This is a genomic window from Pelagibacterium luteolum (genome assembly GCF_900100665.1).
Lineage (GTDB): Bacteria > Pseudomonadota > Alphaproteobacteria > Rhizobiales > Devosiaceae > Pelagibacterium > Pelagibacterium luteolum.
The window spans coordinates 177385-201428 of the sequence record NZ_FNCS01000006.1 but is presented as its reverse complement, the minus strand read 5'-3'; the positions used below and the strand labels follow the sequence as shown (position 1 = coordinate 201428).

The 24044-nt window shown below is 63.0% G+C and carries 21 protein-coding genes; 13 read left to right on the top strand and 8 right to left on the bottom strand.

Features of this window, described 5'->3' with window-relative positions:
- Positions 1-72: 72 nt before the first annotated feature.
- The 4 genes from BLR31_RS12230 to BLR31_RS12215 form a co-directional block, all read right to left on the bottom strand.
- A complete protein-coding gene (locus tag BLR31_RS12230; RefSeq protein WP_090596754.1) occupies positions 73-2151 on the bottom strand; it encodes a ParB/RepB/Spo0J family partition protein in 2079 nt (692 codons plus the stop codon).
- Positions 2152-2645: 494 nt separating this feature from the next.
- The gene (locus BLR31_RS12225; protein ID WP_090596751.1) at positions 2646-3161 is read right to left on the bottom strand and encodes a hypothetical protein; all 516 of its coding nucleotides are present in this window, start codon (positions 3159-3161) and stop codon (positions 2646-2648) included.
- Entirely contained in the window at positions 3158-3733 is a 576-nt protein-coding gene (locus BLR31_RS22035) for a hypothetical protein (protein WP_244505039.1), read from the bottom strand. Before BLR31_RS22035 ends, BLR31_RS12225 begins: the two co-directional genes overlap by 4 nt.
- A 365-nt stretch (positions 3734-4098) precedes the next feature.
- The gene (locus BLR31_RS12215; protein WP_090596748.1) at positions 4099-4653 is read right to left on the bottom strand and encodes a hypothetical protein; all 555 of its coding nucleotides are present in this window, start codon (positions 4651-4653) and stop codon (positions 4099-4101) included.
- 25 nt (positions 4654-4678) lie between these two features.
- Between BLR31_RS12215 and BLR31_RS12210 the strand changes: the two genes are divergently transcribed.
- From BLR31_RS12210 to BLR31_RS12150, 13 genes are all read left to right on the top strand, one after another.
- Positions 4679-5422, top strand: a complete 744-nt coding sequence (locus BLR31_RS12210; RefSeq protein ID WP_244505038.1) for a hypothetical protein — start codon at positions 4679-4681, stop codon at positions 5420-5422.
- Complete coding sequence (locus BLR31_RS12205) at positions 5422-6534, top strand: toll/interleukin-1 receptor domain-containing protein (protein ID WP_090596745.1); 1113 nt, start codon at positions 5422-5424, stop codon at positions 6532-6534. The genes BLR31_RS12210 and BLR31_RS12205 overlap by 1 nt, the downstream gene beginning before the upstream one ends.
- Positions 6534-7871: a hypothetical protein gene (locus tag BLR31_RS12200; protein WP_090596743.1), complete on the top strand. Its 1338-nt coding sequence runs from the start codon at positions 6534-6536 to the stop codon at positions 7869-7871. Before BLR31_RS12205 ends, BLR31_RS12200 begins: the two co-directional genes overlap by 1 nt.
- Before the next feature lie 68 nt (positions 7872-7939).
- A complete protein-coding gene (locus tag BLR31_RS12195) occupies positions 7940-8533 on the top strand; it encodes a DUF6088 family protein (RefSeq protein WP_090596740.1) in 594 nt (197 codons plus the stop codon).
- A complete protein-coding gene (locus BLR31_RS12190) occupies positions 8526-9542 on the top strand; it encodes a nucleotidyl transferase AbiEii/AbiGii toxin family protein (protein WP_090596738.1) in 1017 nt (338 codons plus the stop codon). Before BLR31_RS12195 ends, BLR31_RS12190 begins: the two co-directional genes overlap by 8 nt.
- 8 nt (positions 9543-9550) lie before the next feature.
- Complete coding sequence (locus tag BLR31_RS12185; RefSeq protein WP_090596734.1) at positions 9551-12529, top strand: TrlF family AAA-like ATPase; 2979 nt, start codon at positions 9551-9553, stop codon at positions 12527-12529.
- Between the two features lie 67 nt (positions 12530-12596).
- Positions 12597-14552 carry a Qat anti-phage system ATPase QatA gene (gene qatA, locus BLR31_RS12180; RefSeq protein WP_090596732.1) on the top strand — a complete coding sequence of 652 codons (1956 nt, stop codon included), beginning with the start codon at positions 12597-12599 and terminating at the stop codon, positions 14550-14552.
- A gap of 4 nt (positions 14553-14556) precedes the next feature.
- Positions 14557-15456 (top strand): Qat anti-phage system associated protein QatB, encoded by a 900-nt coding sequence (gene qatB, locus BLR31_RS22225; protein WP_342027593.1) that lies wholly within the window; start codon positions 14557-14559, stop codon positions 15454-15456.
- On the top strand, positions 15453-16826 hold the full coding sequence (gene qatC / locus BLR31_RS12170) for a Qat anti-phage system QueC-like protein QatC (RefSeq protein ID WP_090596727.1): 1374 nt from the start codon (positions 15453-15455) through the stop codon (positions 16824-16826). The genes qatB and qatC overlap by 4 nt, the downstream gene beginning before the upstream one ends.
- The gene (gene qatD / locus BLR31_RS12165) at positions 16823-17590 is read left to right on the top strand and encodes a Qat anti-phage system TatD family nuclease QatD (RefSeq protein ID WP_090596724.1); all 768 of its coding nucleotides are present in this window, start codon (positions 16823-16825) and stop codon (positions 17588-17590) included. Before qatC ends, qatD begins: the two co-directional genes overlap by 4 nt.
- A gap of 41 nt (positions 17591-17631) precedes the next feature.
- Positions 17632-18663, top strand: coding sequence for a PIN domain-containing protein (locus BLR31_RS12160; RefSeq protein ID WP_210183919.1), 1032 nt, complete (start codon positions 17632-17634; stop codon positions 18661-18663).
- Between the two features lie 21 nt (positions 18664-18684).
- Complete coding sequence (locus tag BLR31_RS12155; protein WP_090596718.1) at positions 18685-19296, top strand: hypothetical protein; 612 nt, start codon at positions 18685-18687, stop codon at positions 19294-19296.
- A gap of 642 nt (positions 19297-19938) precedes the next feature.
- Complete coding sequence (locus BLR31_RS12150) at positions 19939-20760, top strand: IclR family transcriptional regulator (RefSeq protein WP_244505037.1); 822 nt, start codon at positions 19939-19941, stop codon at positions 20758-20760.
- Positions 20761-20766: 6 nt separating this feature from the next.
- On the opposite strand, the gene BLR31_RS12145 is transcribed toward BLR31_RS12150, so the two are convergent.
- The 4 genes from BLR31_RS12145 to BLR31_RS12130 form a co-directional block, all read right to left on the bottom strand.
- Positions 20767-21201, bottom strand: coding sequence for a hypothetical protein (locus BLR31_RS12145; protein ID WP_090596715.1), 435 nt, complete (start codon positions 21199-21201; stop codon positions 20767-20769).
- Positions 21202-21211: 10 nt separating this feature from the next.
- A complete protein-coding gene (locus BLR31_RS12140) occupies positions 21212-22030 on the bottom strand; it encodes a TIGR02587 family membrane protein (protein WP_090596712.1) in 819 nt (272 codons plus the stop codon).
- A gap of 66 nt (positions 22031-22096) precedes the next feature.
- On the bottom strand, positions 22097-23155 hold the full coding sequence (locus BLR31_RS12135) for an osmoprotectant NAGGN system M42 family peptidase (RefSeq protein ID WP_090596709.1): 1059 nt from the start codon (positions 23153-23155) through the stop codon (positions 22097-22099).
- Entirely contained in the window at positions 23152-23964 is an 813-nt protein-coding gene (locus BLR31_RS12130; RefSeq protein WP_090596706.1) for a FadR/GntR family transcriptional regulator, read from the bottom strand. Before BLR31_RS12130 ends, BLR31_RS12135 begins: the two co-directional genes overlap by 4 nt.
- Positions 23965-24044 lie beyond the last annotated feature (80 nt).

Here is a 24044-nt window from a genome sequence, read left to right as displayed (position 1 = left end):
TTCAAGGCCCACAGAGCGTATCAGCTTTTCTTCCCCGCTGGTCCAGTCCCAGGGGTTCACTCCAGTACCGGGTCAGATCTCAACGGCAATCAACACTTCCTGCGACGGTGCGGGCGCGACGGTATCGAGGGCGAAGGTGTCGGCATGCTGGTCGAGCCATGCGGGGCACTCGGTGCGCAGCGCGGGCGGAAGCCAGCCAGTTCCGGCCAGAAGCTGTTCGGCGGCTTCGGCCATCTCCACCTTCTTCTTGCCCGCGATCTGCTCGGCGGCCTCGTCGCCAAGGGCATCGCGCACGGCGGCGAGGATGTGGGCCTTGGTGACGCGCCCGAGATAGCTCCGCACGGTCGCGGTCCAGTGCGCCGTCATGTCGAGCGTCACCGCCGTCGCCAGCTTGTCCGCCGTCTCGTGGGCGCGGCGCTTGCTGCTCTCCCAAGGCAGCTTCACCGCATTGACGGTCAGCGAGGCGCAATGCGCGAGCAAGGCCATGAGGCTCGCATGGTCCAGACCGGCAACGAAGTCCCAGAGGTCCGCCACGTCGCGCGGCATGTCCGCGGCCCATCCGGCATGACGATCCGCCAGCATCTTCGCCGCCGCCGTGTCCTCGATGCCGTCCGCGTGGGCGGCGAGGTAATTGCTCGTCGGGCTGATTTCGAGGCAGTTGGCCGTGCTGCCGCCCCGATAGTAGGTCTGCGCGGCGAGCGCATGGACCACGGCGATCAACGCCATGTCCGGCTGCTCGCCAAGGGCCAGACGCAGGCCAAGGGTGCGATGCGCGGTCAGGTCGCGAATGAGCGCGTCCGAGAGCGGCTTGCCCGCATCCCCGGCGTCTTCTTCCGGCTCGGCTTCGGGAAGCTCGTCGCCTTCGTCCGCGCCGTCGCTGTCGAGGATTTCACCGTCACCGTTGACGCGCACCCCGTCGATGACGGTTTCGCCGCCCTCGGTTTCCTCTAGTTCCGGCTCAGGTGCCTCATCCTCGGCGCGGATGAAGCCGCGCTCGATCCGCACGCCGCCGTCATGGGCGACAACGACGAACACGCCGCCGCTCGCGATGTCGTCGGGATCGAAGGCGTGGCGCTTGGCGTCGATCCGCTTGATCTCGGCTTCAAGCTCCGCAAGGCGCGCATCCACCTCGTCCGGGAGGTCGGTGTCGGCGTCCTTCCACTCCGCGTTCAGGTGCTCAAGCTCGTCCTGCGCGGCGTCGTAGGCCGTGGCATCTTCCTCGGAAAGCTCTACCGGATGCCAATAGGCGCGGCGCATTCCGTGGGCGTGGGGGAAGTCGAGATAGGCGGCGGTCCACTTCCAGCCCTCGGCCTGCTGCACCTCGGCGGCGATCCCCTCCAGCTTCTCGACGGCGAGCCGGTCCAGCAACGCGGGGTCTTCAAAGAAACCGCCGCGATCCTCGGTGAACAGGTCGCGGATGATGGTGCCGCCTGCCTCGGTATAGGCTTGCGCGCCGACGAAGACCGCGCAGCGATCCGTCGCGGGCACGTTCATCTTGGTCAGGTCGCGCCGGATGATGGACGGATCGCGATTATAGGGCAGGTTCTCATAGACGTGTTCCTGCCGCGCGTGATCGTCGGTAATGGCGAAGGCCATCAATTGGTTCAAGGTCAAGCCGCCATCGCGATAGACCTGCATCAGCTTGGGGCTGACAGCGCCGAGACGCATCCGCTGCTTGACGAATTGAGCGGTCACACCGAACCGGGCGGCGATTTCCTCCGCACCCCAGCCCCGATCCTCCGAAAGCTCGCGGAAGCGCTCGAACTGGTCGGCGGGGTGGAGGTCTTCGCGCGTCACGTTCTCGTCAAGGCTGATTTCGGCGGCGTCGTTCGCGGTGTCGATGACGCAGCGGATGGGTTCGGTCTTCTTAATTTCCTTGCGCTTGGCGCGGAGCATCTGCGCCTGCCTGCGGCCTTCACCGATGCTGACGAGATAGAAGCCGGTGGGCTCGCCTGCCGCGTCGGTTTCCGGCTCAACCACCAGATTTTGCAGGATGCCCTTGGCGGCGATGCTTGCCGCCTTCGCCTCGATAGAGGCCTCGCTATGCGGGGTCTTGCGGGCGTTTTTCGGGTGCTTCTTGAGCTTGTTGAGCGGGATGAAGACGGTCGCGCCGTGTTCGACGGTCGGGACGGTGTTGGCGGTCGTGGTCATGGTCCTTCTCCTATGGGCTTGGGTTGAAGCGCAGCGCTGCGCTGCAACCCTGCCCGTCGGCGAGACCGGGGGGTGCAAGGTGCAAGGGCGACCGGGACGGAGGGGGATCACCCGGCCTGCACAAGCGGATCGAAGTCATGGGCGAGGGTGGGAATCGCGCATCCGCGCGGAAGGTTGGGGAGACCGTCTCGGTCGAGCGCCAGCGATCCCTTGCGCCGCGCCGGGGGGCAGAGCCCACAAGTAACAGGCCCGGCCAGAGCGAAGCGGAGGCCGGGCGCAAGGGACGGGATCAGGATATTGAAACCCAGAAGGGCGTCAGCCGGCAGCGTCCTGATCGCCGCGTTTTCGCCCAGGAGAGGGGCGTTGCGGGGTATCCCCGCAGAAGGGGTCGACCGGGACTACAGGCTCGGGCGCAGGGGAAAGCTTTCCCCGCAAAGGCGCATATGCGGATTTACGGAAGTCAGGCTCAGCGCATTCGTGCGCTGCCGGCCGCGTCAGCCGAGTTGGCCATGCCGTTCGAGCAACCGCATCAGAACTTGGTTTGCGTGAGCGAAATTCACGCGTTGATCGCGAAGCCCATACGCCCATTTGGCGCCATGGAAGAGGTTGTTGCGCAAGCGCCAGACGATCATCAGCAGCGCAAGCACCCGGTCGCGAGGATCATTGTTCGCGCCCTCAACGACCGCTTGAACGAGATCAGGGTGGTCCGACCGCCGAAGATCGAGAAAGGGAAAATGGCGGGTCAGCTTGCCGTCGGCGAAGTAGCGTTTCCGGAAGTAGGAGAGTTCAGCGTCATAGAGATCGGCCCCAAGCGTTCCCGCCGCCGCCCATGCATCCACCTTTTCGCGGATACGATCGGCGCGGGCGAAATTGTCCATGACCTGTGCTTCGAAGAGGCTCCAGAGGAAAGCGAAGTCGAAGATGGCGCGGCGGTCCGGCTCCGGAAGATTACTGAAGCCCGGCGCACGCGCCTCCAACCACTGTTCGCTCGCACCAAGTTCCTCCTTCATCGTTGAGCCTCCGCTACGTCCGTCGGAGCCAGGATGTCGCTGGCCTCCCATCCGTCGCCGTTCGGCGCGGCGACGAATTCGCGATCCCAGACGCCCCAATTCGTCGGCAGGGGCACGTGAGCCAGGGGATTGTGGACATAGGTGATGGGTCGGCCGCCGCGCGACATGTTGCCGAGCCCGACGCGTGACCAGATCACGCCCGAGACGTCGGCGAAGCGCTCGTCCAGAAACGCCGTGCGCGGGATGGGATTGCGTGCGCGGTCGATCAGCGGCGCTGTGTGGAATCCCTCCTCGACGACATCCCCAGTCGCGCGATCGATGGTGATGTAGGCATCGCCGATCGGGAAGAGCGTGGTCATGATCAGCGGCAACGGCCGCTCGGCGACATAATCGCCAAAGCGGCTGGCGCTGATGGCGACGATCCGCGTGTCGTCGGACGCGATCACGCCCTGTTCGATGTAGAGCGCAATCTTCTGCGCCTTTGTCCATAAAGCGCCGGACGTGCGCAACTGTGCCTGGCGGATCGGGGCGGCGACAAGGCCGCCGCCCTCGTTGATGGGAATGGGCCGCACGATCTGGTCCGGGCCTGGCGCGCCCTCGTCGGGCGCGATGGCTTCGATCCAGATGCGGCGACCTCGTCGAGGACGCAGAGGTCGGGCTGGCCACCCTGGCGCTGGCGATCGACGACCGGCAACAGCGTCCGGCCCGCCTCGAGCAGGGTGCAGCCGAGATACATCTCCCAGAAGCGGCCATCGACGTCGCGGGCAAAGCCTTGCGGAAAGTCAGGGTCGGCATAGGGCTCGTAGGTCGCCCACATCGCTTCGATATGGTCGTGAAGCTGCTGCTCATACCGCGATTCCGCAGCCTTCAGGTTGATGAAGCCACGATCGAGATTGGCGCCGTCGACGTCGAAAAGCTTGGTCATCGTCAGATCCCGTTAGGCGCGGCGGAGCATTCGCTCGATACGTAAGCGCTGATAGCCGTGTGAAAGCACGTGCTGGCGAAGTTGGCGGATGTCGCGCACCCCGAACGCCACCGCCGCCTTCAGCGGGCTGGCGAAGGTCGCATAGTAGGTCCACCGCGCGTCGGTCGGCAGCGGCGCGTTCTGGCGGCGGTCGGTAATGACGACGTCGCGCGGATCGCTCGTGTTGCGGAAGGCGTGGAACGTGATCCAGTCCGGCCGGCGATACCGCGCGGCCTTGCTGAAGGGCACCGACTGCACCTTCACGTCGCTCTGGTCGAGCACCCAATCGCGCTGCTCCAGGATCTGCCGGACCATGTGACCGACCATCTGCTTGACGCGGTCGGCCAGCACGTCCTCACGAAACTCCGCGAGGAGCTGCTCCTCGATGCCCTCGACCGCCGGCTTGCTGAGCTCGGACGCGGTCTCGAGGCGGGCCACGCTTTCGGGCAGAGTGAGAAACGCCCAGAGGCGCTGACCGAGAGGGGACGCGTAGAGCGAGGCGAATTTATCTGGGCTGTAGGCAAACATGACCGGGCTCCTTTACCGGGCAAATATGACCGGTTATAAGCGACTGTCAATGGCGGTCGCGGCAATGAGGAACGCGATCGGAATCTGGGAGGCTGAATTGGACTTCGAGGATCTTGTGACGGCGCTTGAGCCGCCGTCGAACCGTGTCGGCAAGTCCGACGGCGCCCATGAGCACCACCTCTACGAAGGCGCGGTCATGGTCGCCTACGCCATGCACCTCCTGCGCACGGCGAATGCGCAGCATGTGCGCATTCATCCCGACGGCGAGCATGGCAAGCAATTCGATTTCGCCGCCTGGCTGCTGCGCCGGGAGTTCGTGAAGGTCTCCAGTCTCGGCACGACGGCTTATGGCGGCGTCTATCGGAATCCGGCGGGCCAGACAGTCACTGTGAACCCCAAGTCAGGCCTGGGCGATGTCGTGGCGGAAGTCGGCGACCGCATCATCTCGGCCGAATGCAAGGGCGGCATCATCAATACGCGGCACCCGGGCCAGGTGTCCCGGCTCTACAAAGGGCTATGCGAGACGGTCGGGCTGCTGATGGCGACGCCGTCACAAGGCCGACAGGTCGCGGTCGTGCCGCTGACGGAAGGCACTTTGCGTCTGGCCGAGCGTCTGGCGCCGCGTTGTGCGCTGGCCGGCATTGAGATCGCGCTTGTCGGCAGCCGGGGCGAGGTCATGGACGTGAATCCCACGCGGGACGTGGAGGGCGTTCCAGGAGCAATCGGCGCGACGGACAGGGCTCGCGAAAATGGGAAGAGGATTGTTTGATGAGAAGAGTGCTGACGGTGGGCGTGACCTATACCGGCGATGCTATCGAGGGCGTGGAGATCGAGAATTTGGGCCTGTGCCGGGCCGGCGTGGATCGCGCACGCGCCGCGTACCCGCTCTACGAATATGACACGATCATCATCAATCCGGAGAGCTACAGCCATTTTCTGTTCGGCACGGCCGGGGAGTTTTCAAACGAACCGAACGAGCTGGGCCAGCTCAAGCGTCAGAACGACCGCTACGACATCGACACCGCCTTCGACCTCGACGACCGGGAGAAGGAGATGGAGGTCGCGATCGCGGACGGCGCAACCGTGGTTTGGTGCCTGTCCGAACCGAAACGGATGAATTTCTTCGGCTATCGCGAAACGCATCTCGGCTATGTCGCGCCGAAGATCGCCAGCTTCGTCAAACGCTCGGACCTTCTCGTGAAGAAGGGGCGACGGATGGGCGGCATCGACCCCGACAGCCCGTTCGTCCGCTACTTCGACGAGTTGTCCAAGGCCGGCGGCTGGACGCTTTGCCTGTCCGATCCGTCCGACGGGTTCAGCTCGATCGCCGCGACGCCGGAAGGCTATAGTCTGGGCGGCAGGGTGACGCTGGGGACGACGACGGGTTGGCTGCTGACGCCGCCGACCTCGCCGGAGGCGGCGAACCAGCTCGTTCGTGACAGCCTGGCGATGGAAAAGGCCGACCCCGCGCACGAGAAATACCACGGCATCTTCCTGAGCCACACAGGCGTCGACAAGCCCTTCGCGCGCCAGCTTCGCAAGGATCTCATGGCCCGTGGCGTGCCGCGTGTGTGGCTGGACGAAGCCGAGATCGACATTGGCGATTCGCTCATTGCCAAGATCGAGGAGGGCATGAAGCTCAGCCGATACATCGCGGTCGTGTTGTCGAAGAAGTCGATCGGCGCGCCCTGGGTGAAGAAGGAGCTGGACGTGGCGATGAACAGGGAGATCGCCAGCGGCGAGGTCGTGGTGTTGCCGCTGCTTTACGAGGAGTGCGAGCTGCCTGAATTCCTGAAGGGCAAGCTCTACGCCGACTTCTCGAAGGCCGAGGACTATGAGGCCGTCCTGGGCAAGCTGCTGCGGCGGCTTCGGATAACCTGATGAGCGAGGTGGTGATCGGCCCGAGTGCCGCAATGCTCGATGCGATGGCCAACCTGTGGCGGCTCCTCCCGCCAGGGCCCGATAATATCCTCAAGCACCCGGCCTTCGTACGCCTGCGCGAAGCGTGCCGGGATGGCTACCCCGGCGCCGGTAAGACGGGACCGGACTTCGCGCTCTCAACGGCGTTGAGGGCGCTGGGCCTGCCGTGTCACCTGCAGGGCGCAGCGGCGCAACTGGCGCTGCCTGTGGAGGAAGCGGCGGCGGGCCTCGACGCGGCGCTGCGCGCCACCCAGTGCACCCGGATGCATCTCGCACCGCTCGATCTGGCGGATGACCTTCCGCCGCTTGCGTTCGGCTCCGCAAAGGTCTGTCGGCTGACGGCCGACGAGTTACGCGCCATGGTCGATGAGCGCCGACTGAAGCGGCTCTATCCGCGGCAGCAGTTCGACGCCGATCGGTTCGCTCAGTTTCACTGGCTGGTCGTCGAGGAGACGGTGGCGTTCAAGCACGGGCCGGAAGCACGAGCGGTTCCGATGTTCTCGATAGATTTCAGCCAGGATCTGGGGCGGATCGAACCGCATAAGGGACGATTTCCGGGCGTGTTCGAAGAAGCGCTGTTCTTCTTGCTGTTGGCCCCTTGGGAGAGCTGGTCGACCATGCCGGAGGTCGATTGGCGAGGGTTTCGCGTGCCGTGGGTCCATACCGTCGACGGCGATCTCTTCGTGCGGTTGAGTTCGCCACCTTCACCGGACACGCTGAACTGGGAGGACCGCATCTACGACGACGGCTACGGCGGAACCTACGAGGAAGAACGCCCGGTCGAGTTACGCCTGGAGGACAAGGCCCCGGCCGAACTGGCCGTCTGGGACCAGAGCCGCTGGGCGATTGTCGAGCAGGCAAAGCGATCGGTGCTGTTCGAGACGCCGATCGCACATTTCCTTGTCCGCGCATTCCTGGCCGAGGGCGTGGACGAATTCCTCGCTCACATCACGACGATCGAGGCGGCGCTCGGGTTGCGCGCCGACTATCAGAAGAGCTTTCGGATCGCGCCCGATCGGCACAAGGGGATGCGCGCCACGAACCGGATGAAAGGGCGGGTTGCCGGCCTGCTCGGCGGGCATAGCTATGCCGACCAGTATGAGCAGCTCTTCGACATCAGGAGCGCCTTCCTACATGGTCGCGCCATGATGGACATCTCGACGCAGGAGCAAGTGATGGCCCGTTCGCTGGCCCGTCAGGTCGTCGAGGCGCTGATCTTGGCAACGCGGGCGGGGCCAGTTCCGTCGCGCGAGGACTTTCTGGATGGCCTGCTCGACGCGGGGGCTCCGCTGATCTAGCTGGACGACAGCGAGCCGCCGATTGCAAACTGTCAGAAAACTGCGTATATTTCTGACAGGAGACCAGCATGCAACGGTTGAGCGAACAGATTTTGGCACATGCGGGCGGTTTGCCCGAGGGTATGCCTGTGTCCGCGAAGAGCTTGCTTCACCTCGGCAAGCGGGCTGCGGTTGACCAGGCGCTGTCGCGCCTGGCGGAGCGTGGCCAACTGATCCGCGCTGGCCGCGGTGTCTATCTGCGTCCCGTGACGAGTCGGTTTGGCACGCGGTCGCCTTCGGTGGAGCAGGCGGTCGAGGCGCTCGCCAGCCAGCGCGGCGAAGTCATCGTGTCCAGCGGTGCGGCGGCCGCCAACACCCTTGGCCTCACGACACAGGTTCCGGTCCGATCGGTCTATTTGACCTCCGGCCGCACCCGGAAAATGAACCTTGGCAAGCAGGTGGTTGAGCTGCGGCACGCACCGCGCTGGCAGCTCGCATTGGCCAATCGCCCGGCCGGTGAGGCAGTCCGGGCGCTGGCTTGGCTTGGTCCCGAAAAGGCCGAGGCAGCGCTGTTGGCTTTGAAGCGCAAACTTCCGCAGACCACCTTCAACGAGCTGGTGGCGGCGGCGCCGCAGCTTCCGACCTGGCTCGCGCGCAGCGTGGGAAAGGCGGCGCATGGCTGACGCATTCCTCAGCCTTTCGGCCGCGGATCGCCGCGAAGTCTTGGGCGTCGCGGCCGACCGGTCCGGTCGCCCGACGCACCTGCTCGAAAAGGATGCCTGGGTGGTCTGGGCGCTTGCCGCCCTCTATGGCTCGCCCCTGGGCGAACACCTGGTCTTCAAGGGCGGCACATCGCTGTCGAAAGCCTACGGGGTCATCCGTCGATTTTCCGAGGACGTCGACCTCACCTATGACATCCGCGCACTTGCCCCCGACCTGGTGGGCGACAATGGCGAGGCCTTGCCGAAGACCCGGAGTGAGGAAAAGCGCTGGTCAAGCGAAGTGCGCAAGCGACTGCCCGAGTGGGTGGCGGGAACGGCGCAGCCGACCATCGCGAATGCGCTGGCCAGCGAGGAATTGGCGGCGGTGATCCGCGTCGAAGACGACAAGCTGTTCATCGATTACGAGGCGACGGCGACCGGTTCGGGATATGTCGCGCCAAGCGTGATGCTCGAGTTTGGGGCGCGTTCAACCGGTGAACCGGCGAGTCCGCGTGATGTCGTCTGCGATGCGGCGGGCTTGGTGGAGGCGGTGGAATTTCCCACCGCGCGGCCGCGCGTCATGCACGCCGAGCGGACGTTCTGGGAAAAGGCGACTGCGATCCATGTCTTCTGCCTGCAGGCACGACTGCGTGGCGACAGGTTCGCGCGTCATTGGCACGACCTCGCCAGGCTGGATGAGGCTGGCCTAGCGACCACTGCGTTTGCGGATAGAGAGCTCGCCCAGGCGGTCGCGCGCCACAAAAGCATGTTTTTCGCCGAGAAGGCGGCCGACCGCGAACCGATCGATTACGCGGTCGCGGTCAACGGCGGCCTGCGTCTTGTACCCGACGGCGACGCGCTGAAGGCGCTGGAAGACGACTATCTTCGTATGGTCGAGGACGGGCTGCTGTTGGAGGAGGCCGAGCCCTTCGAGGCGCTTATGGCGCGATGCGCCGACATAGCCGCGCGGGCCAATCGCGTGGGCGCATAGGGGGGAAGATGCTGACTCGAGGATCGGAATGGCGGCGGTGGGAACCGCATATTCACGCACCGGGCACCGTCATGAACAACCAGTTCAGCGGTCCTACGGCGTGGCACGACTATCTCACCGCGTTGGAGCAGGCCGCGCCCGTGATCGAGGCGATCGCGGTCACCGACTATTATGTGACCGACACCTATGAGGAGGTGCTGAGGCAAAAGGCGGCCGGGCGACTGCCGGCGGCCAAGCTGATCTTTCCCAATGTTGAGCTGAGGCTCGATGTCGCGACCGCCAAAGGCGGCTTCGTCAACCTCCACCTGTTCGTCAGTCCGGAGGATCCTCAGCATATCGAAGAGTTGAGGCGTCTGCTGTCGCGTCTGCGTTTCAACGTCATGCAGGATCATTTCGACTGCACGCGCGCGGACCTTATTCGGCTTGGCAAGAAGGCCGATCCGGCTATCACCGACGATCGCGCCGCGCTGAGCTATGGGGCCAACCAATTCAAGGTCAATTTCCAGCAACTGCGTGACCTTTTCACCGGCAACGGTTGGGCGAAGAAAAACATCCTGATCGCGGTGGCCGGCGGCGCCACAGACGGTACGTCGGGCGTGCGCGAGGCTGCCGACCAGACGATCCGGCGTGAAATCGAAGGGTTCGCCGACGTCATTTTCGCAGGCAGCCCCGCGCAGCGGGAGTTTTGGCTCGGCCTGCGGGACCTCGGCCCCGAGGAGATTCGGGCACGCTATGGCGGGTTGAAACCCTGCCTGCACGGGAGCGACGCCCACAAGCTCGACGATGTGGCGTCTCCATTCGGAGACCGCTTCTCGTGGATCAAAGGGGGGCTAGAGTTCGACGCCCTTCGGCAGGCATGCATCGACCCCAGCGGCCGTGCGCATGTCGGCGCCGAGCCGCCCGGATCGGCCACGCCATCGCAGGTGATCTCGGAAGTCCGCGTGCTCGACGCCCCCTGGATGACGACGCCGGTCATTCCGCTTAATCCGGGCCTGGTCGCCATCATCGGCGCGCGTGGTTCCGGCAAGACCGCACTCGCCGACATGATCGCTGCGGGTTGTGACTCCATCCCCGACGAGTCGTGGAACGCGGAGGAATGGGCCAATCCGTCTTTTCTCGTGCGCGCTCGACCGCTGGTCGCAGACGGGAAGGTGAAAGTGAGTTGGGCGGCGGGGGAACCCAGCACGCGCGCACTCGACGGATCGGATTCGAACGGACCCTACAGCTACGAGCGCGTCCGATATCTGTCGCAGCAATTCGTCGAGGATCTGTGCTCGTCAAGCGGCCTGACGGATGGCCTGCTGAGGGAGATCGAGCGGGTGATCTTCGAGGCGCACCCCGATGACGCACGGGACGGCACATTGGACTTTGCCGAGCTGCTGGAGCACCGCGCGTCCCGGCATCGTCTCGCTCGCGATCGTGAAGCCGAGGCCGTCTCGCAGATTTCGGAACGGATCGGCGCCGAGCTGGAGAAAGAAAAGCTGGCCGCGACCTATGAGGCGCAGGCCGCGCAGAAGAAGAAACTGGTCGAGGCCTACACCGCAGACCGCGCGAAGCTCGTGTCGGCCGGCAGCGAAAAGCGAGCCCAGCGCCACACCGACCTTGCCGGAGCGGCAAATCAGGTCCGCTCGAAGCTGCGACAGTTTGCCGGCCAGCGACAGACGTTTCTTGCCCTGCAGGACGAGGTGAAGGACCTGCGTCGCAACCAGGCCCCCGAGACGTTGCGGCAGGCGCAGACACGTCATACGCACAGTGGCCTGTCGGCTGAGCAGTGGGCGGCCTTCTTGCTGGACTACAAAGGCCCGGTCGACAGTGATCTCGCGGACTATGTGAAGTGGGTGGACGGCAAGATCGCGGCCCTGAAGGGGACGACGCCGGCGCTGGGCGATCCGAACACGCCTTATTTTCCAGACGACACCGATCTGTCCACGCTGTCACAGGCGGTCCTCGACGCGGAAATGGCGCGGCTAGAGAAGCTGGTCAGCGCGGACAAGGAAACACAGCGTCGCTACACCGCGCTTTCGGGCAGCATCGCGACCGAGACTGCAGCGTTGCAAACGCTGACCGAGAAGGCCACCGACGCAAAGGGCGCCAAGGATCGCGCGCGCGACCTGCAGACGCAGCGTGAGGAAGCTTACGGCAGGGCCTTCGATGCGCTCGTCGCGGAACAATCGGTGCTGGCAGATCTCTACGCACCACTCATGGCGCGGCTCGCCGCATCGTCCGGCACCTTGAAGAAGCTGTCGTTCTCGGTCGCGCGCGTGGCCGATGTGGAGCAATGGGCGAACGAAGCCGAAGACGGCCTGATCGACCTCCGCAAAACTGGTGCGTTCCGGGGTAAGGGCACATTGCTGCAGAAGGCAAACGAGGTGCTCAAGGGCGCGTGGGAGACCGGCGATTCCGCAGCCGTCATTACCGCGATGGCGGAGTTCCGGCGGCTTTACCAGAGGGACCTGCTGGACCATTCTCCGGTCGCGCACACGGATCAGGCGGAGTTTCGGGCCTGGTCGAAGCGCTTCGCCCAATGGCTTTTCAGCACCGATCATATCGCGATCCGCTATGGCATCGACTACGACGGCGTCGACATCCGCAAGCTGTCGCCTGGCACCCGCGGCATTGTTCTTCTGCTTCTCTACCTGGCGCTCGATGACAGCGACAACCGGCCGCTGGTGATCGACCAGCCCGAAGAGAACCTCGATCCAAAGTCGGTCTTTGATGAGCTCGTTCACCTCTTCGTCGAGGCCAAGTCCCACCGTCAGGTGATCATGGTGACGCACAATGCGAACCTGGTGATCAACACCGATGCGGATCAGATCATCATTGCCGAGGCGGGACCGCATCCGCACGGCTCCCTGCCGCCGATCTCGTACCGGTCGGGCGGTCTGGAGAACGCGGAGATCAGGAAGGCGGTCTGCGACATTCTCGAAGGTGGAGAGGGTGCCTTCCAGGAACGTGCGCGCCGGCTGCGCGTGCGGTTGGAACGATAATGCGGTCAGTGAGAAGAACAAATAGGCTGAGGCTATGGCCTGCGTAATGTAGGCGAAGGGTGGAACTATGTTCTTGAACGATCAGGAGACGGCGACCGATCTCCTCTACTACGAGGCCATCGCAAAGACGGTCGTCACTCTGATCCGCAAGACGCCCGACGCGCCGGTGACGATCGGCGTCCACGGTGATTGGGGCGCAGGCAAGTCAAGCGTTCTCAAAATGCTGGAGGGCGCCTTCGCGGAGGACGATCGTGTCCTCTGCCTCTGGTTCAACGGTTGGACGTTCGAGGGCTTCGAGGACGCAAAAACGGTCGTCATCGAGACCATTGTCGACGAGCTTCGTCGCGCCCGTCCGACGTCGACGAAGGTGGCCGACGCCGCGAAGAAGGTCCTGAAGCGGGTGGACTGGCTGAAGCTTGCTCGCAAGGCTGGCGGCTTTGCGTTTACGGCGACGACCGGCATCCCGACCTTCGATCAGGTCAAGGGCCTCTATGATGTTGCCACCTCGTTCCTGGCCAAACCCCAGGACCATGTCTCGATCGAAGATCTGAAGGGGGTCGCCGAAAAGGCGGGCGAGTTCCTCAAGGAAGCGCCGGACGAGAGCGATAATCTTCCCGAGCACATTCATGCCTTCCGCGAGGAGTTCAAGGAGCTTCTCGACGCCGCCGACATCGACCAGCTCGTCGTCATCGTCGACGATCTCGACCGGTGCTTGCCGAAGACGGCGATCGCGACGCTCGAAGCGATCCGCCTTTTCCTGTTTGTCGAACGCACCGCCTTTGTCATCGGCGCTGATGAACTGATGATCGAGTATGCAGTGCGCGAGCACTTCCCCGACCTGCCGCCCAGCTCCGGCCCGGTAAGCTACGCGCGCAATTACCTAGAAAAGTTGATCCAGGTTCCATTCCGAATTCCCGCGCTGGGTGTCGCCGAGACGCGCGTGTACGTGACCCTTCTGCTGGCGGAGAACGCGCTCGGCTCGAAGGACCCGCGGTTCCTCAATCTGCTCGCATCGGCGCGGGAAGATATGCGACGGCCGTGGAAGAGCCGTGGCCTCGATCGAAGGACCGTGGAACAGGCCATGGCAGGCAAGATGCCGCCCGACGTAGATCAGGCACTCGTGATCAGCGCCCACGTGACGAAGATCCTAAGCGAGGGCACGCGCGGCAATCCACGCCAGATAAAACGCTTCCTCAATTCCATGATGTTGCGACACGCCATTGCCGAGGAGCGCGGTTTCGGTGCCGACATTCAGCGCCCGGTGTTGGCCAAGATCATGCTCGCCGAGCGGTTCTATCCGGATTTCTACGAACAGATTGCACGCCTCGCGGCTAATCACCCTGATGGCCAACCCGAGGCGCTGCGGCGTTTCGAGGAGCACGTCCGGGCGCCCGCGCCGGAGGAGGACGACGACGAGAAGCCTGCCGCGAAGGGCGGGCGTAAGGCTGCGCGCTCGGCACCTGCACCTCTCCCGGCCGAAGCCATGGAATGGGAAAAGAACGAGTGGGCGAAGGGCTGGGCGGCAATCGACCCACCGCTAACGGGCGTAGACCTGCGACCTTATGTGTTCGTCACGCGTGACAAGCGTAGCTCGTTGGGCGGGCTGGCCGCCGCAAGCCATCTTGAGGGCCTCGTCGAGAAGCTGATGGGGCCGACGATGATGGTCCGGGGCGCCGTCGGCGAGATCGCGAAACTCACAGGGCCAGAGCCCGAGGAGGTTTTCGAGGCAATCCGTGGCCGGATCCTTCAGGACGACAACTTCGCGGCCAAGCCCAAGGGGGCGGACGGCCTCGTCCGTCTGGTCGAGGCGCATCCGGCGCTGCAACGCCGGCTTTTGGAGTTCATCCGTGAGTTGCCGGTGGCCAAGGTCGGGAGCTGGGCGGCGTCGAGCTGGGGGGCGTGCTTCACCGACACGGGCATCGCGGCGGAGTACCAGACGACGCTGCGATCATGGGCCGAGCAGACGGAAAACTCGATTCTGCAAAAAGCCGCGCAGGGCATCAGCAAACTGCAGCGGGGTTGATCGGATGGGCACGTCAAAAAGCTACGGCGGACCCTCAAGCGGCCTCGTTCCATCCTTCGTGGACGACCCGACGCCGCCGACCCAGCCTCGACCTCCGGCAACAGCGCCGGTGAGTCCGAATGCACCGGGCGCGCCCGGCGGACCGTCATCCCCGCAACCGGGACAGCCGGCAGCGCCTGCTATTCCGGGCGTTCCGAGCACGCCGTCGCGTCCGGATACGAAGGGCACCGGTAGCCTTGGTGGCGCTCGCGGTAATTTCACGCGTTTCGCAAGGACCGGCAGCCGTAGTGCGCTCGGAAGTGCGCTGTCGGGCTATGTACGCGGCAGCACCGGCGGGGCCCGACGGGCCGCGCGACGCATGGGCTCATCCCGCGCCACAGCCAGCGGATTGTTGGGCGTTGTTCGTGACTTCCAACGTCTCGGACCAACCGAAACGCTTCGTCAACTCAACTTGGCCGGATTGGCAACGCAGCCGGCGGCAGATGTCTTCGTAGCGATTCTGGAATTTATCTGTCCACCAGGCGGCGCGGTCGACGACGCGATCGCGCGGCAGGCGATGCTGGAGACGATCGGCGATCTTGCCGAAGCGGGGCTGGGCAGCTTCGATACACTTACGCCGGAGCAGCTCCAGGACGTCTTCCTGGACTTTATCTCGCGTTCGATCGAAGGGCGGGTGATGGCAGACCTCGGCGGGCGGGGCATTACCTTCCCTGACGACATCGCTGCCGTGGAAAGCGCCCAGGCGCAGCTTCATGATTTTGTCGAGGGCGCAACGCGCGGTCAGCTCGCCGGAAGGCTCGAAAGCCTGGAGCGTCTGTCTGACCGCGATATCGAGAATGTCGTCAACCAGATTTACGAGACGGCTTTCGAGCTGGTTGCCGTCGCCGGGGAGGCCGCAGCATGAGGCATCATACGATCATTGCGCGGCTTGGTCCGGGAGACGGCACAAGCATTTCTCCGAGCCGTGTGGATACACAAGAGACGGAGATCAACTTCGTCGATGGCGAGTTCCGTTTGGGCTATGGGCTGGGCCAGGCGTTGGATCAACTCTGTGAGCTCGGCCTTCGCCCCTCCGAAACAGCGGTCGATCTGGCGCTTTTGGCCGCGGCGATCACTGCCGCCGATACGCGTATCTCGCGTGCCGCTGACGCACAGGACGCCTGGACCCGCGAGATCGACCTCCACTTGCCGGTATATGATGCCGCTCGCTGGCAAGGGCTGGCGCCATTGATCGCGACAACGCTTAACTTCCTGACCGGCGACCGCTGGGGCGTCTATTTTCGTTCTCGCGCCGCCGGCGCTCGCGATCTGGCGCCCAGACCGACGAAGCTGCGCACAGCTAACCCGACAACGGTCTGCCTGTTTTCGGGCGGGCTGGACAGTTTCATTGGTGCGATCGATCTGCTCGCGCGCGGTCAGGCGCCGATGTTGGTGAGCCACTATTGGGACGGCATCACCAGCACGCACCAAGCCTATTGCGCCGAGGTGATGAAGCGTCGCTTCGGCGGAACAACGCTTCATCACATTCGGGCAAGAGTGGGATTCCCGACCGACACGGTGGAGCATTCTGCGGTCGAGGACACGCTGAGGGGGCGTTCATTTCTGTTCTTCTCGCTGGCGGTCATGGCGGCCGACGCGATCGGCGGCGACATGGTCGTGCATGTGCCGGAGAATGGCCTGATCTCGCTCAACGTGCCCCTGGATCCGCTCCGCCTCGGAGCACTTAGCACTCGCACGACACATCCGTTCTACATGGCGCGTTTCGAGGATCTACTCAAAGGCCTCGGCCTGAGCGTCCGACTGGAAAATCCCTACGCCTTCATGACGAAGGGCCAAATGGCGAAAGAATGCGCCGACATCCCGTTCCTCCGGAAAGAAGCGAAGCACACGATGTCGTGCTCGTCGCCTGGAAGTCGCCGCTACGATCCGGACCCGAATGAGAGGACGCCCAAACATTGCGGACGTTGTGTGCCGTGTCTCATCCGGCGCGCTTCGATCCTCGAGGGCTGGGGCACCGACGATACGTCGTACCGCATTCCCGATCTTCGAGCGCAGGTCCTCGATACAAACAAGGCGGAGGGCGAGCATGTGCGCTCCTTCCAGCTTGCGCTATCGCGCCTCGCACGAAAGCCTGGGCGAGCCCGTTTCGATATTCATCGACCGGGGCCATTGATCGATCATCCTGGCAAGCTCTCCGATTATGAGGCCGTCTACGTCGCCGGCCTGCAGGAGGTCGGCAGACTGTTGCACGGCGTCCAGGCCCGTCCGCTATGATAGAGACATCCAATCAATCGGCCGCGCGCTGGGTCGATTTCCACTGCCACGTCGATCTCTACAAAGACCATTCGGCTCTTATTGCCGAATGCGATCGAGAACGCGTGGCGACGCTTGCGGTCACGACCACGCCGAAGGCTTGGCCGCGAAACCGGGAGCTTGCGGCGAAGTCGGCGCATGTCCGGATCGCCTTGGGGCTACATCCGCAGCTCGTCGCCGAACGCGAGAATGAGTTGCCGATCTTCGAGCGCTACCTCTCGGATGCACGCTATGTCGGCGAGATTGGCCTGGACGCCGGCCCTCGCTTCTATCGGAGTTTTCCGGCACAGGAGCGGGTGTTCGAGCGCATCCTCCGCGCCTGCGCTGAACAGGGCGGGAAGATACTAACCGTCCATAGCGTCCGCGCAGTCGGCAAAGTGCTGAATCATATTGAAAGCTCCCTGCCGCAGGACCGGGGACGCGTTGTCATGCATTGGTTCACCGGCACGTCGGCCGAAGCCCGTCGGGCGGTCGCGCTCGGCTGCTATTTCTCGATCAACGGAGAGATGCTGCGCTCACCCAAGCACCGACAACTGGTTGGGAGTCTTCCGCTCGACCGTTTGCTGACTGAAACCGACGGGCCGTTTGTGGAGAGGGATGGGCAGCCACTCAGGCCACGCGATGTCGGCCACACGGTCGCCGAACTGGCGGAAGCTCGGAACGTTTCGGCGAAGGCCATGGAAGACGCGGTTCTCCAGAACCTAAGACGTCTGGTGAGCGCGTGAACTATGCATGGTAGACAAAGCAAACAAAGAAGGTCGAAATCGTGCTGCACCTGTTAGTTGATACTTGTGTGTGGCTCGATATGGCCAAGGATTATCGGCACCAACCCACACTTGCCGCTCTTGAGCAGATGATCGAGGCAGGTGAAGTCACCTTGGTTTTGCCAAAGCAGTCGGTCGACGAATTCGTTCGCAACAAGGACCGCATCATAAGAGACAGCGGCAAGAGTCTGAGCAGCACCTTCAAGCGAGTCAAAGAAGCTGTACGGCAGTTTGGTAAGGCGGAGGGCCGGGAGGAGGCCTTGGCCAGTTTGGATGACGTGGATCACCGCATCACGATCCTCGGCGAAGCCGTACATGAGAGCATCCAGCGCATAGAGAAATTGTTTGCCGCTGCGAGCCCGGTTGAGACGGATGATGCGGTGAAGCTTCGGGCTGCACAGCGCGCAGTCGATAAGCGCGCTCCGTTTCACAAAGATAAGAACAGCATTGGCGACGCAATTCTCATAGAAATTTACAGAGACATTGTATCTGTGGCCGACGAAGGCGCGGACTACGCTTTTGTAACGCACAATAAGCATGACTTCTCCAACATGGCAGGCGATGAACGAGAGCCGCACCCCGATCTTGGCGACCTGTTTGCCGCCAAGAACTCCACGTATTCGCTAGCGATTGGAGAAATCCTGAACGATTACGCGCCGGATCTGATGGAAGAAGTGAAATGGGAGTTTGAGTACCGGGAGGAGCCGCGATTGCTCAGCGAGATCATGGAGGCTGAAAATCTTCTGTTTCGGCAAATTTGGTACAACCGACATTGGAACCTTCGCGCCGCGATTGAGAGCGGCAAACACAAAGTTGTCACGGAAGCTGAGTGGAAAAAGCATCCCAAGCGCCATCAGAAAGTGACTGTCGACACCGTGTGGCAGAGGGCTCTGGCTGCAGCGAAGCGAACGGAAGATGAGGTCGGCCTGGAAAATCTTGGGCCGTGGAGCGATTTCGAGTGGGGAATGCTCAATGGGAAACTCAGCGCTTTGCGCTGGGTGACGGGCAGTGAATGGGATTTTCTTGATACCTAATATGGTCGGGGGAATGCGTCGATGGAAACTGCTCCCGCAACGTTAATAGAGCCGCTGGGGTCGGAATGCCTGGACTTTACTGGGCTCGCGGAAGCGGACGCTATCGAAGTCCGAAAGGCGATCGCCCGTGGGGAAAACTTCCATGGCTACATCCCGACGGAGAGCCTTGGTTTTATCATCCGCAACTATCGGGTTCTGGCCGCCTTGGGAGGGCTCGAAGCGCCTTGGCTTGACGCCTATGTGCACGCATCCCACTTTCGCGACCAGGGTGTCTCGGTGCTGAAGGACGTGTTTGACGCGTGTGATCGGGATCGCCTCCGCGCACTCAAACCTTTGGGCGAGACGTTCACTTTTGTTAGAGGTGAGCGGCTCACGCTGTTCCGCGGTTGCGCAGGGCCCGTGCACAGCATGGGCATGTCGTGGACGCCATCTCTCGACAAGGCGATCTGGTATGCAGCTCACCACGTCGAATACTACGATCTTCCCAACCCAGCGGTCTATGTTTCGACGGTGTCCGTCGCCGAAATCTACTGCCGCCTCGACCACTATGACGATGATTTCATCGTCCATCCTTGCGAGTCCTGGCGTGTAGACGTTCCGGCCAACGAGTACCGGCTCAACCGGCCGCGTTGAGATCAGGGACATCTGATGAGCTAGTCGGTGCGGCGAGGGCCGCACTATTCCGGAGCAGATGGTGCCAAGTGTGCGAGCGTGCTATAGCTTGCTGACGGTACTTTTCCGATGCGGAGTCGAGTAAGTCGCCACTGCAGACCGGAGCAAAGGTGACCCGATTGGTGTCGATAGTCCGTGAAACCTCAAAAATATTTTTCTGGCGATTTTCCCTTTAAAATCAAGAGCGTAACTTTTTGACGGTATGGCTGCCGGGATTGTCGCGCAGACAATGAAAATAATTGAACGTTTTCAACGTGTTATGCTGGGATTAAACAATCGAGTGGGAGTGAGGACAGTCCGGCTTTGCCGGAAAATCTGTCCGGTGGACAGATTTTAGGTCCGAACGCCCGGAGAGCTATGCTCGCAGGGCTGGACGAGCTACGAACGCCCGCAGAGCTATGCTCGTATGGCAGGGCCAAGGTCCGAACGCCCGCAGAGCTACGCTCGTAGGGCAGGGCTCCGACCCCCAATACTCACATATACAACTAAAGTAGCACCCTGCCGCCCTATATAGGGACTTTATCCGTGACAGCGGACCCTTCGGGATGGCAAGCTTGCCGGGAGGACGTTCCGATCTGCGGAACGGGAGGTGAGGGGACGCACTTGATCGATCATTCGGGGGAAGACGCAGGCACCGGCAAGCTGGCGGGCAAACCGCCGAGGACAGGCGACGAGCAATTGAAATCGCTCGTCAAGCTGGTCAAGGTCCTCGAATGCTTCTCGCTCAGTGACCGCGCCCTCAGCCTGGCTGAAATCTGCAACCGCACCGGCTTCCCCCGCAGCACCACCCATCGCCTTCTGGCATCCCTCCGCGACGTCGGGTTTCTCGAACAGGGTAAGGAGCGCGACCGCTACCGTCTCGGCCTGAAACTCTTCGCGCTCGGCAACACCGCGCTCTCGAGTTTCGACATCCATCGCGAAGCCGCCGTCACCGTCAACTCCCTGCGCCGTCTTGCGGGCCACACGGTCCATCTCGCCATGTTCGACGGCTTTCGCGCCGTGGTCATCCGCCGCGCCGATCCCACTGTCGAAAACACAACCCCCTCGACCTTCCTTGAAAACGCTCCCGCCCACTGCACGAGCGTGGGAAAGGCCATCCTGGCCTGGCAGTCTGAGGAGGTTATCGATCGCCTGATCGAAGCCGGTCTGCCCAAATTCACGCCCGACACGATCTCTGATCCCGTCGCCCTGCGTGAGGAACTGGCTATCATCCGCGAGCGCGGCTACGCCATCGACGATGGGGAACATCTCCCCGGCCTGCGCTGCATCGGCGCACCGATCCGAAATTTTCAGGGGCAGGTCATCGCCGGCATTTCGATCTCCGGCCCCACCTGGCAGATGCCCAAGGAAAACATCCCCGATCTCGCCAAGGTCGTGGTGTACCACGCCAATCAGATCACCGAAAACCTCGCCAACAACCGCTAGCCGAGCTTAAGGATAGCTGTAGCCCACCAGCCGCAGCACGATCGTTTCGGGATCGGTGCCCGCCACAAACCCGAACCCGATCTCCGCCTCGCTCTGCGCCGCGAGGTAATCGAGCGTCACCGACCCGCCCGACGCGTCACCCGCCTCTGCGGCGATCTCGACGTTGGAGACCGTCACATCGCCCTCATTGCGCACCACGACCTCGACCGCGAGGCCGCTCCCCATCTCGAAACTATCGACAATCTCAAACGAGATGTCGGGCCGTTGCCCGGTCTTGGTCACAGCCTCAAAGAGGATGAACCCCGCGAGAACGATGATCACCAAGGCGCTGAGCGCCGACACCGCCCATTCGATCCAGTGAGGCTGGCGATCCTTTTGCGCCGTGCCTCCGCCTTGCACGGATTTGACGGGCTGTCTGGGTTTGCGAGGTCGATTGGCCATCTTCGGTGTCCTACAAGATCAGCCGCGCCGCGGCGGCCCCGATTGCGGCGGGAAAGCCCAGCACCACCAAAACGCGTATCGCGCGCTCAAAGCTCATGCCGTCCACCTGGCCCAAAAGCCACAGCACGGCAAAGCTGATGACCAGCGCCACCATGTAACCCGAGACCGTAAATCTGAGGAACGCGCTCCACCATGGCGTCTCGGGCGAAACTTCGCTGCCCCCTGAAAACGAGGCGGCAAAGACAAAGGCATGCATGATCAGCAGCGAAACCGGGATCAGCGCCAGCGCATGCCACGCCGTCATGCGAAACGAGATCAACTGCATCTCTTCGGTCGGCGCTACATTGAGCGACAAAAACAGCGCCCCCGCCGCCATGATCACCAGTTCTCCGCCGAACGACTCATCCTTTTCGCTCGGTTCTCCGCCCCCACCAAATTGCGCCCGGCCCAACAACGCGCCCAGCGCCGCCGGCACGGTCTGCAGCGCAATCTTGCCCGACACATCGATCAGCGAAACGGGAGTGGAAAAGATCGCAAGCACCAGCATGATGCCTGCGCTGGTCACGATCCCGATCGCGTAGGCAATCATCACATCGCGAAAATCCTCGCGCCAACCGCCAGTCTTTTCAAACCCGATCTCGCGCGACAGCAGCATCAAAATAGGGAAGGCGGCCACCAGCAGCAACAGCACCCGCCAGCGCTCCAGCGTCACCCCCAGCTGCCACATCTCCATGGTCATCAGCATTGGCAGCGAAAAGATCAGCGCGCCACCGACCGCCCGCATCAATCCGTCAACGTGCACGCCGTGCGCAGCCTTTGCCGATGTCATGAATGTCTCCGTCGCCCCGCTCGTCCAGGAACGGCCCCCACGCGCCGGAGTTCCCGCACGGAAAAATTACCCCCGCAGCGGCACCAGATCACTCTCGATATAGGCGATGATGAGCTTGGTCAGCTCTTCGAGCGATTTGATATGCGTACGCTCCCACCCATGCGAGGAATCGAGCGAAAAGCACATCAGCCCAACGCGCAAATCCCATCCCGCATCGATCGCCGCCGCGCTATCGGAACGGTAGGAGCGAAACGTATCGCGCACATGGGCAATGCCATTGTCTTGTGCCAGTTTGACCAGATGCCGGGTGATCGGCATATCGAACGGCCCCGTCCGGTCGCGAAACGCGATCGTCGCCGCCCCGTCATGGGTCGCCTGGTCCGGACCCGTCACCCCGTTGTCGACGGCAACGAGCTCCTGAACCTCCGGCCCGAAGCCGTGCGTCCCGCCGATTCCCACTTCCTCGGACACAGTGAACATCACCTGCACCGGCACCGAGGGCGCCTTGCCCGAATCCGCAATCGCCTTCAGCGCCGCTAGAATGCAGGCGACCCCCGCCTTGTCGTCGAGATGGCGCGAAACGATGAACCCGTTGTCGAGAAATTCCGGCTGCGCGTCGATCGCGACGATGTCGCCGATCCGGATCGGATAGGCATGCGACCCATCCGGCCCGCGATCTTCATGCGCGGGAGCCTCATCAACGCGCACCTCGAGATTGTCCCAATCGGCGGGCTGCGTATCCACTTCCGTATTAAACCGATGCCCGGACGCCTTGAGCGGCAATATCGTGCCCCGCAATTCGCCCGCATCGGTAAAGACCGTGCACCGCGCACCCTCGGCAAACCGCGCCGCCCAGGTTCCCGTATTGCGCAGCCGTGGCCGCCCATTGGGATGAAACCCGGTCACCATGGCGCCCAGCGTATCGAGATGCGCCGCCAGTGCCCGCTTAGGCGCACCCGAACCTACCGTCACGCTGATCACCCCGCGCCGCGTGTGGGAAACGTCATAGCCCATCGTCTCCAGCCACGCGGCGACCTTGGTCGCCACCCTATCGGTCATTCCGACGGGGGAGGGCGTGTTGACGAGGTCTTCGAGACAGCGCTTCAAATAGTCTAGATCGATCATCGGGCTACCTTTTTGCGCCGCTCGCCGGAGCCGCGAGCAACGGGGTCATGCAGGAAATCGCCGGTCAATTCGGCTTGTAGGTCCAGCATTGAACGTTCGGCATAGGCCATATGATCCGACATGATTTTATGCACCTGCTCGCGGTCTCCCGCCTGCATGGCAGCAATCATCTTGCGCTGATATTCGATCCCCTGCGCACGCAGTACGGGCTTGGGCTGCACATAGATGTCCCGTGCCACCGTTTGATCCTTCAGCAGCCGCTGCAAGAACCGGCACGTAAACGCCAGAAGCGCATTGTCGGAATATTCCGCCACCACGCCGTGGAAATCGAGTTCCGCCATGCGCTGCGCCCAGCGCTCGTCATCGTCGGCCGGCTCGTGGTCGTAAATCGCGATGATGTCGTTGAGCCGCTTATAGCCCTTGGCATCCATGTTCCCGATCGCACTCACCGCCACCAGCGGCTCCATCACCTTGCGCAGCGCGTAGATGTCGGCAATCGTCACGGTCTTGTTGAAGAGATAGTTGGACAGAAGGCTCATCGCCCGGTTTTCCGACATCGTATCGATAAACGCCCCGCCACCCGGCCCGGTCCGCGTGCGGATCAGGCCCTGCACCTCGAGTGACTTCAGCGCCTCGCGGATCGTCCCCTTGGACGCCGCATACTGCTCCATCAACTCCCGCTCCTGCGGCAACCGATCCCCCGGCTGCAGCCCATGCTCCATGATCGTCTTCTTGATCGCATCGACGATTTCGTCAGTGCGCTTGCGACGAACCGGGGAGGGGACGGCGATGTCTGATTGCTCGGTCATTTCAATTCGTTTTTTTGCAGATGGTGGCGGCCGAAACTGCCCCAACCTCGTCAAGCCAAATTCCGTCACCCCGGCCTTGC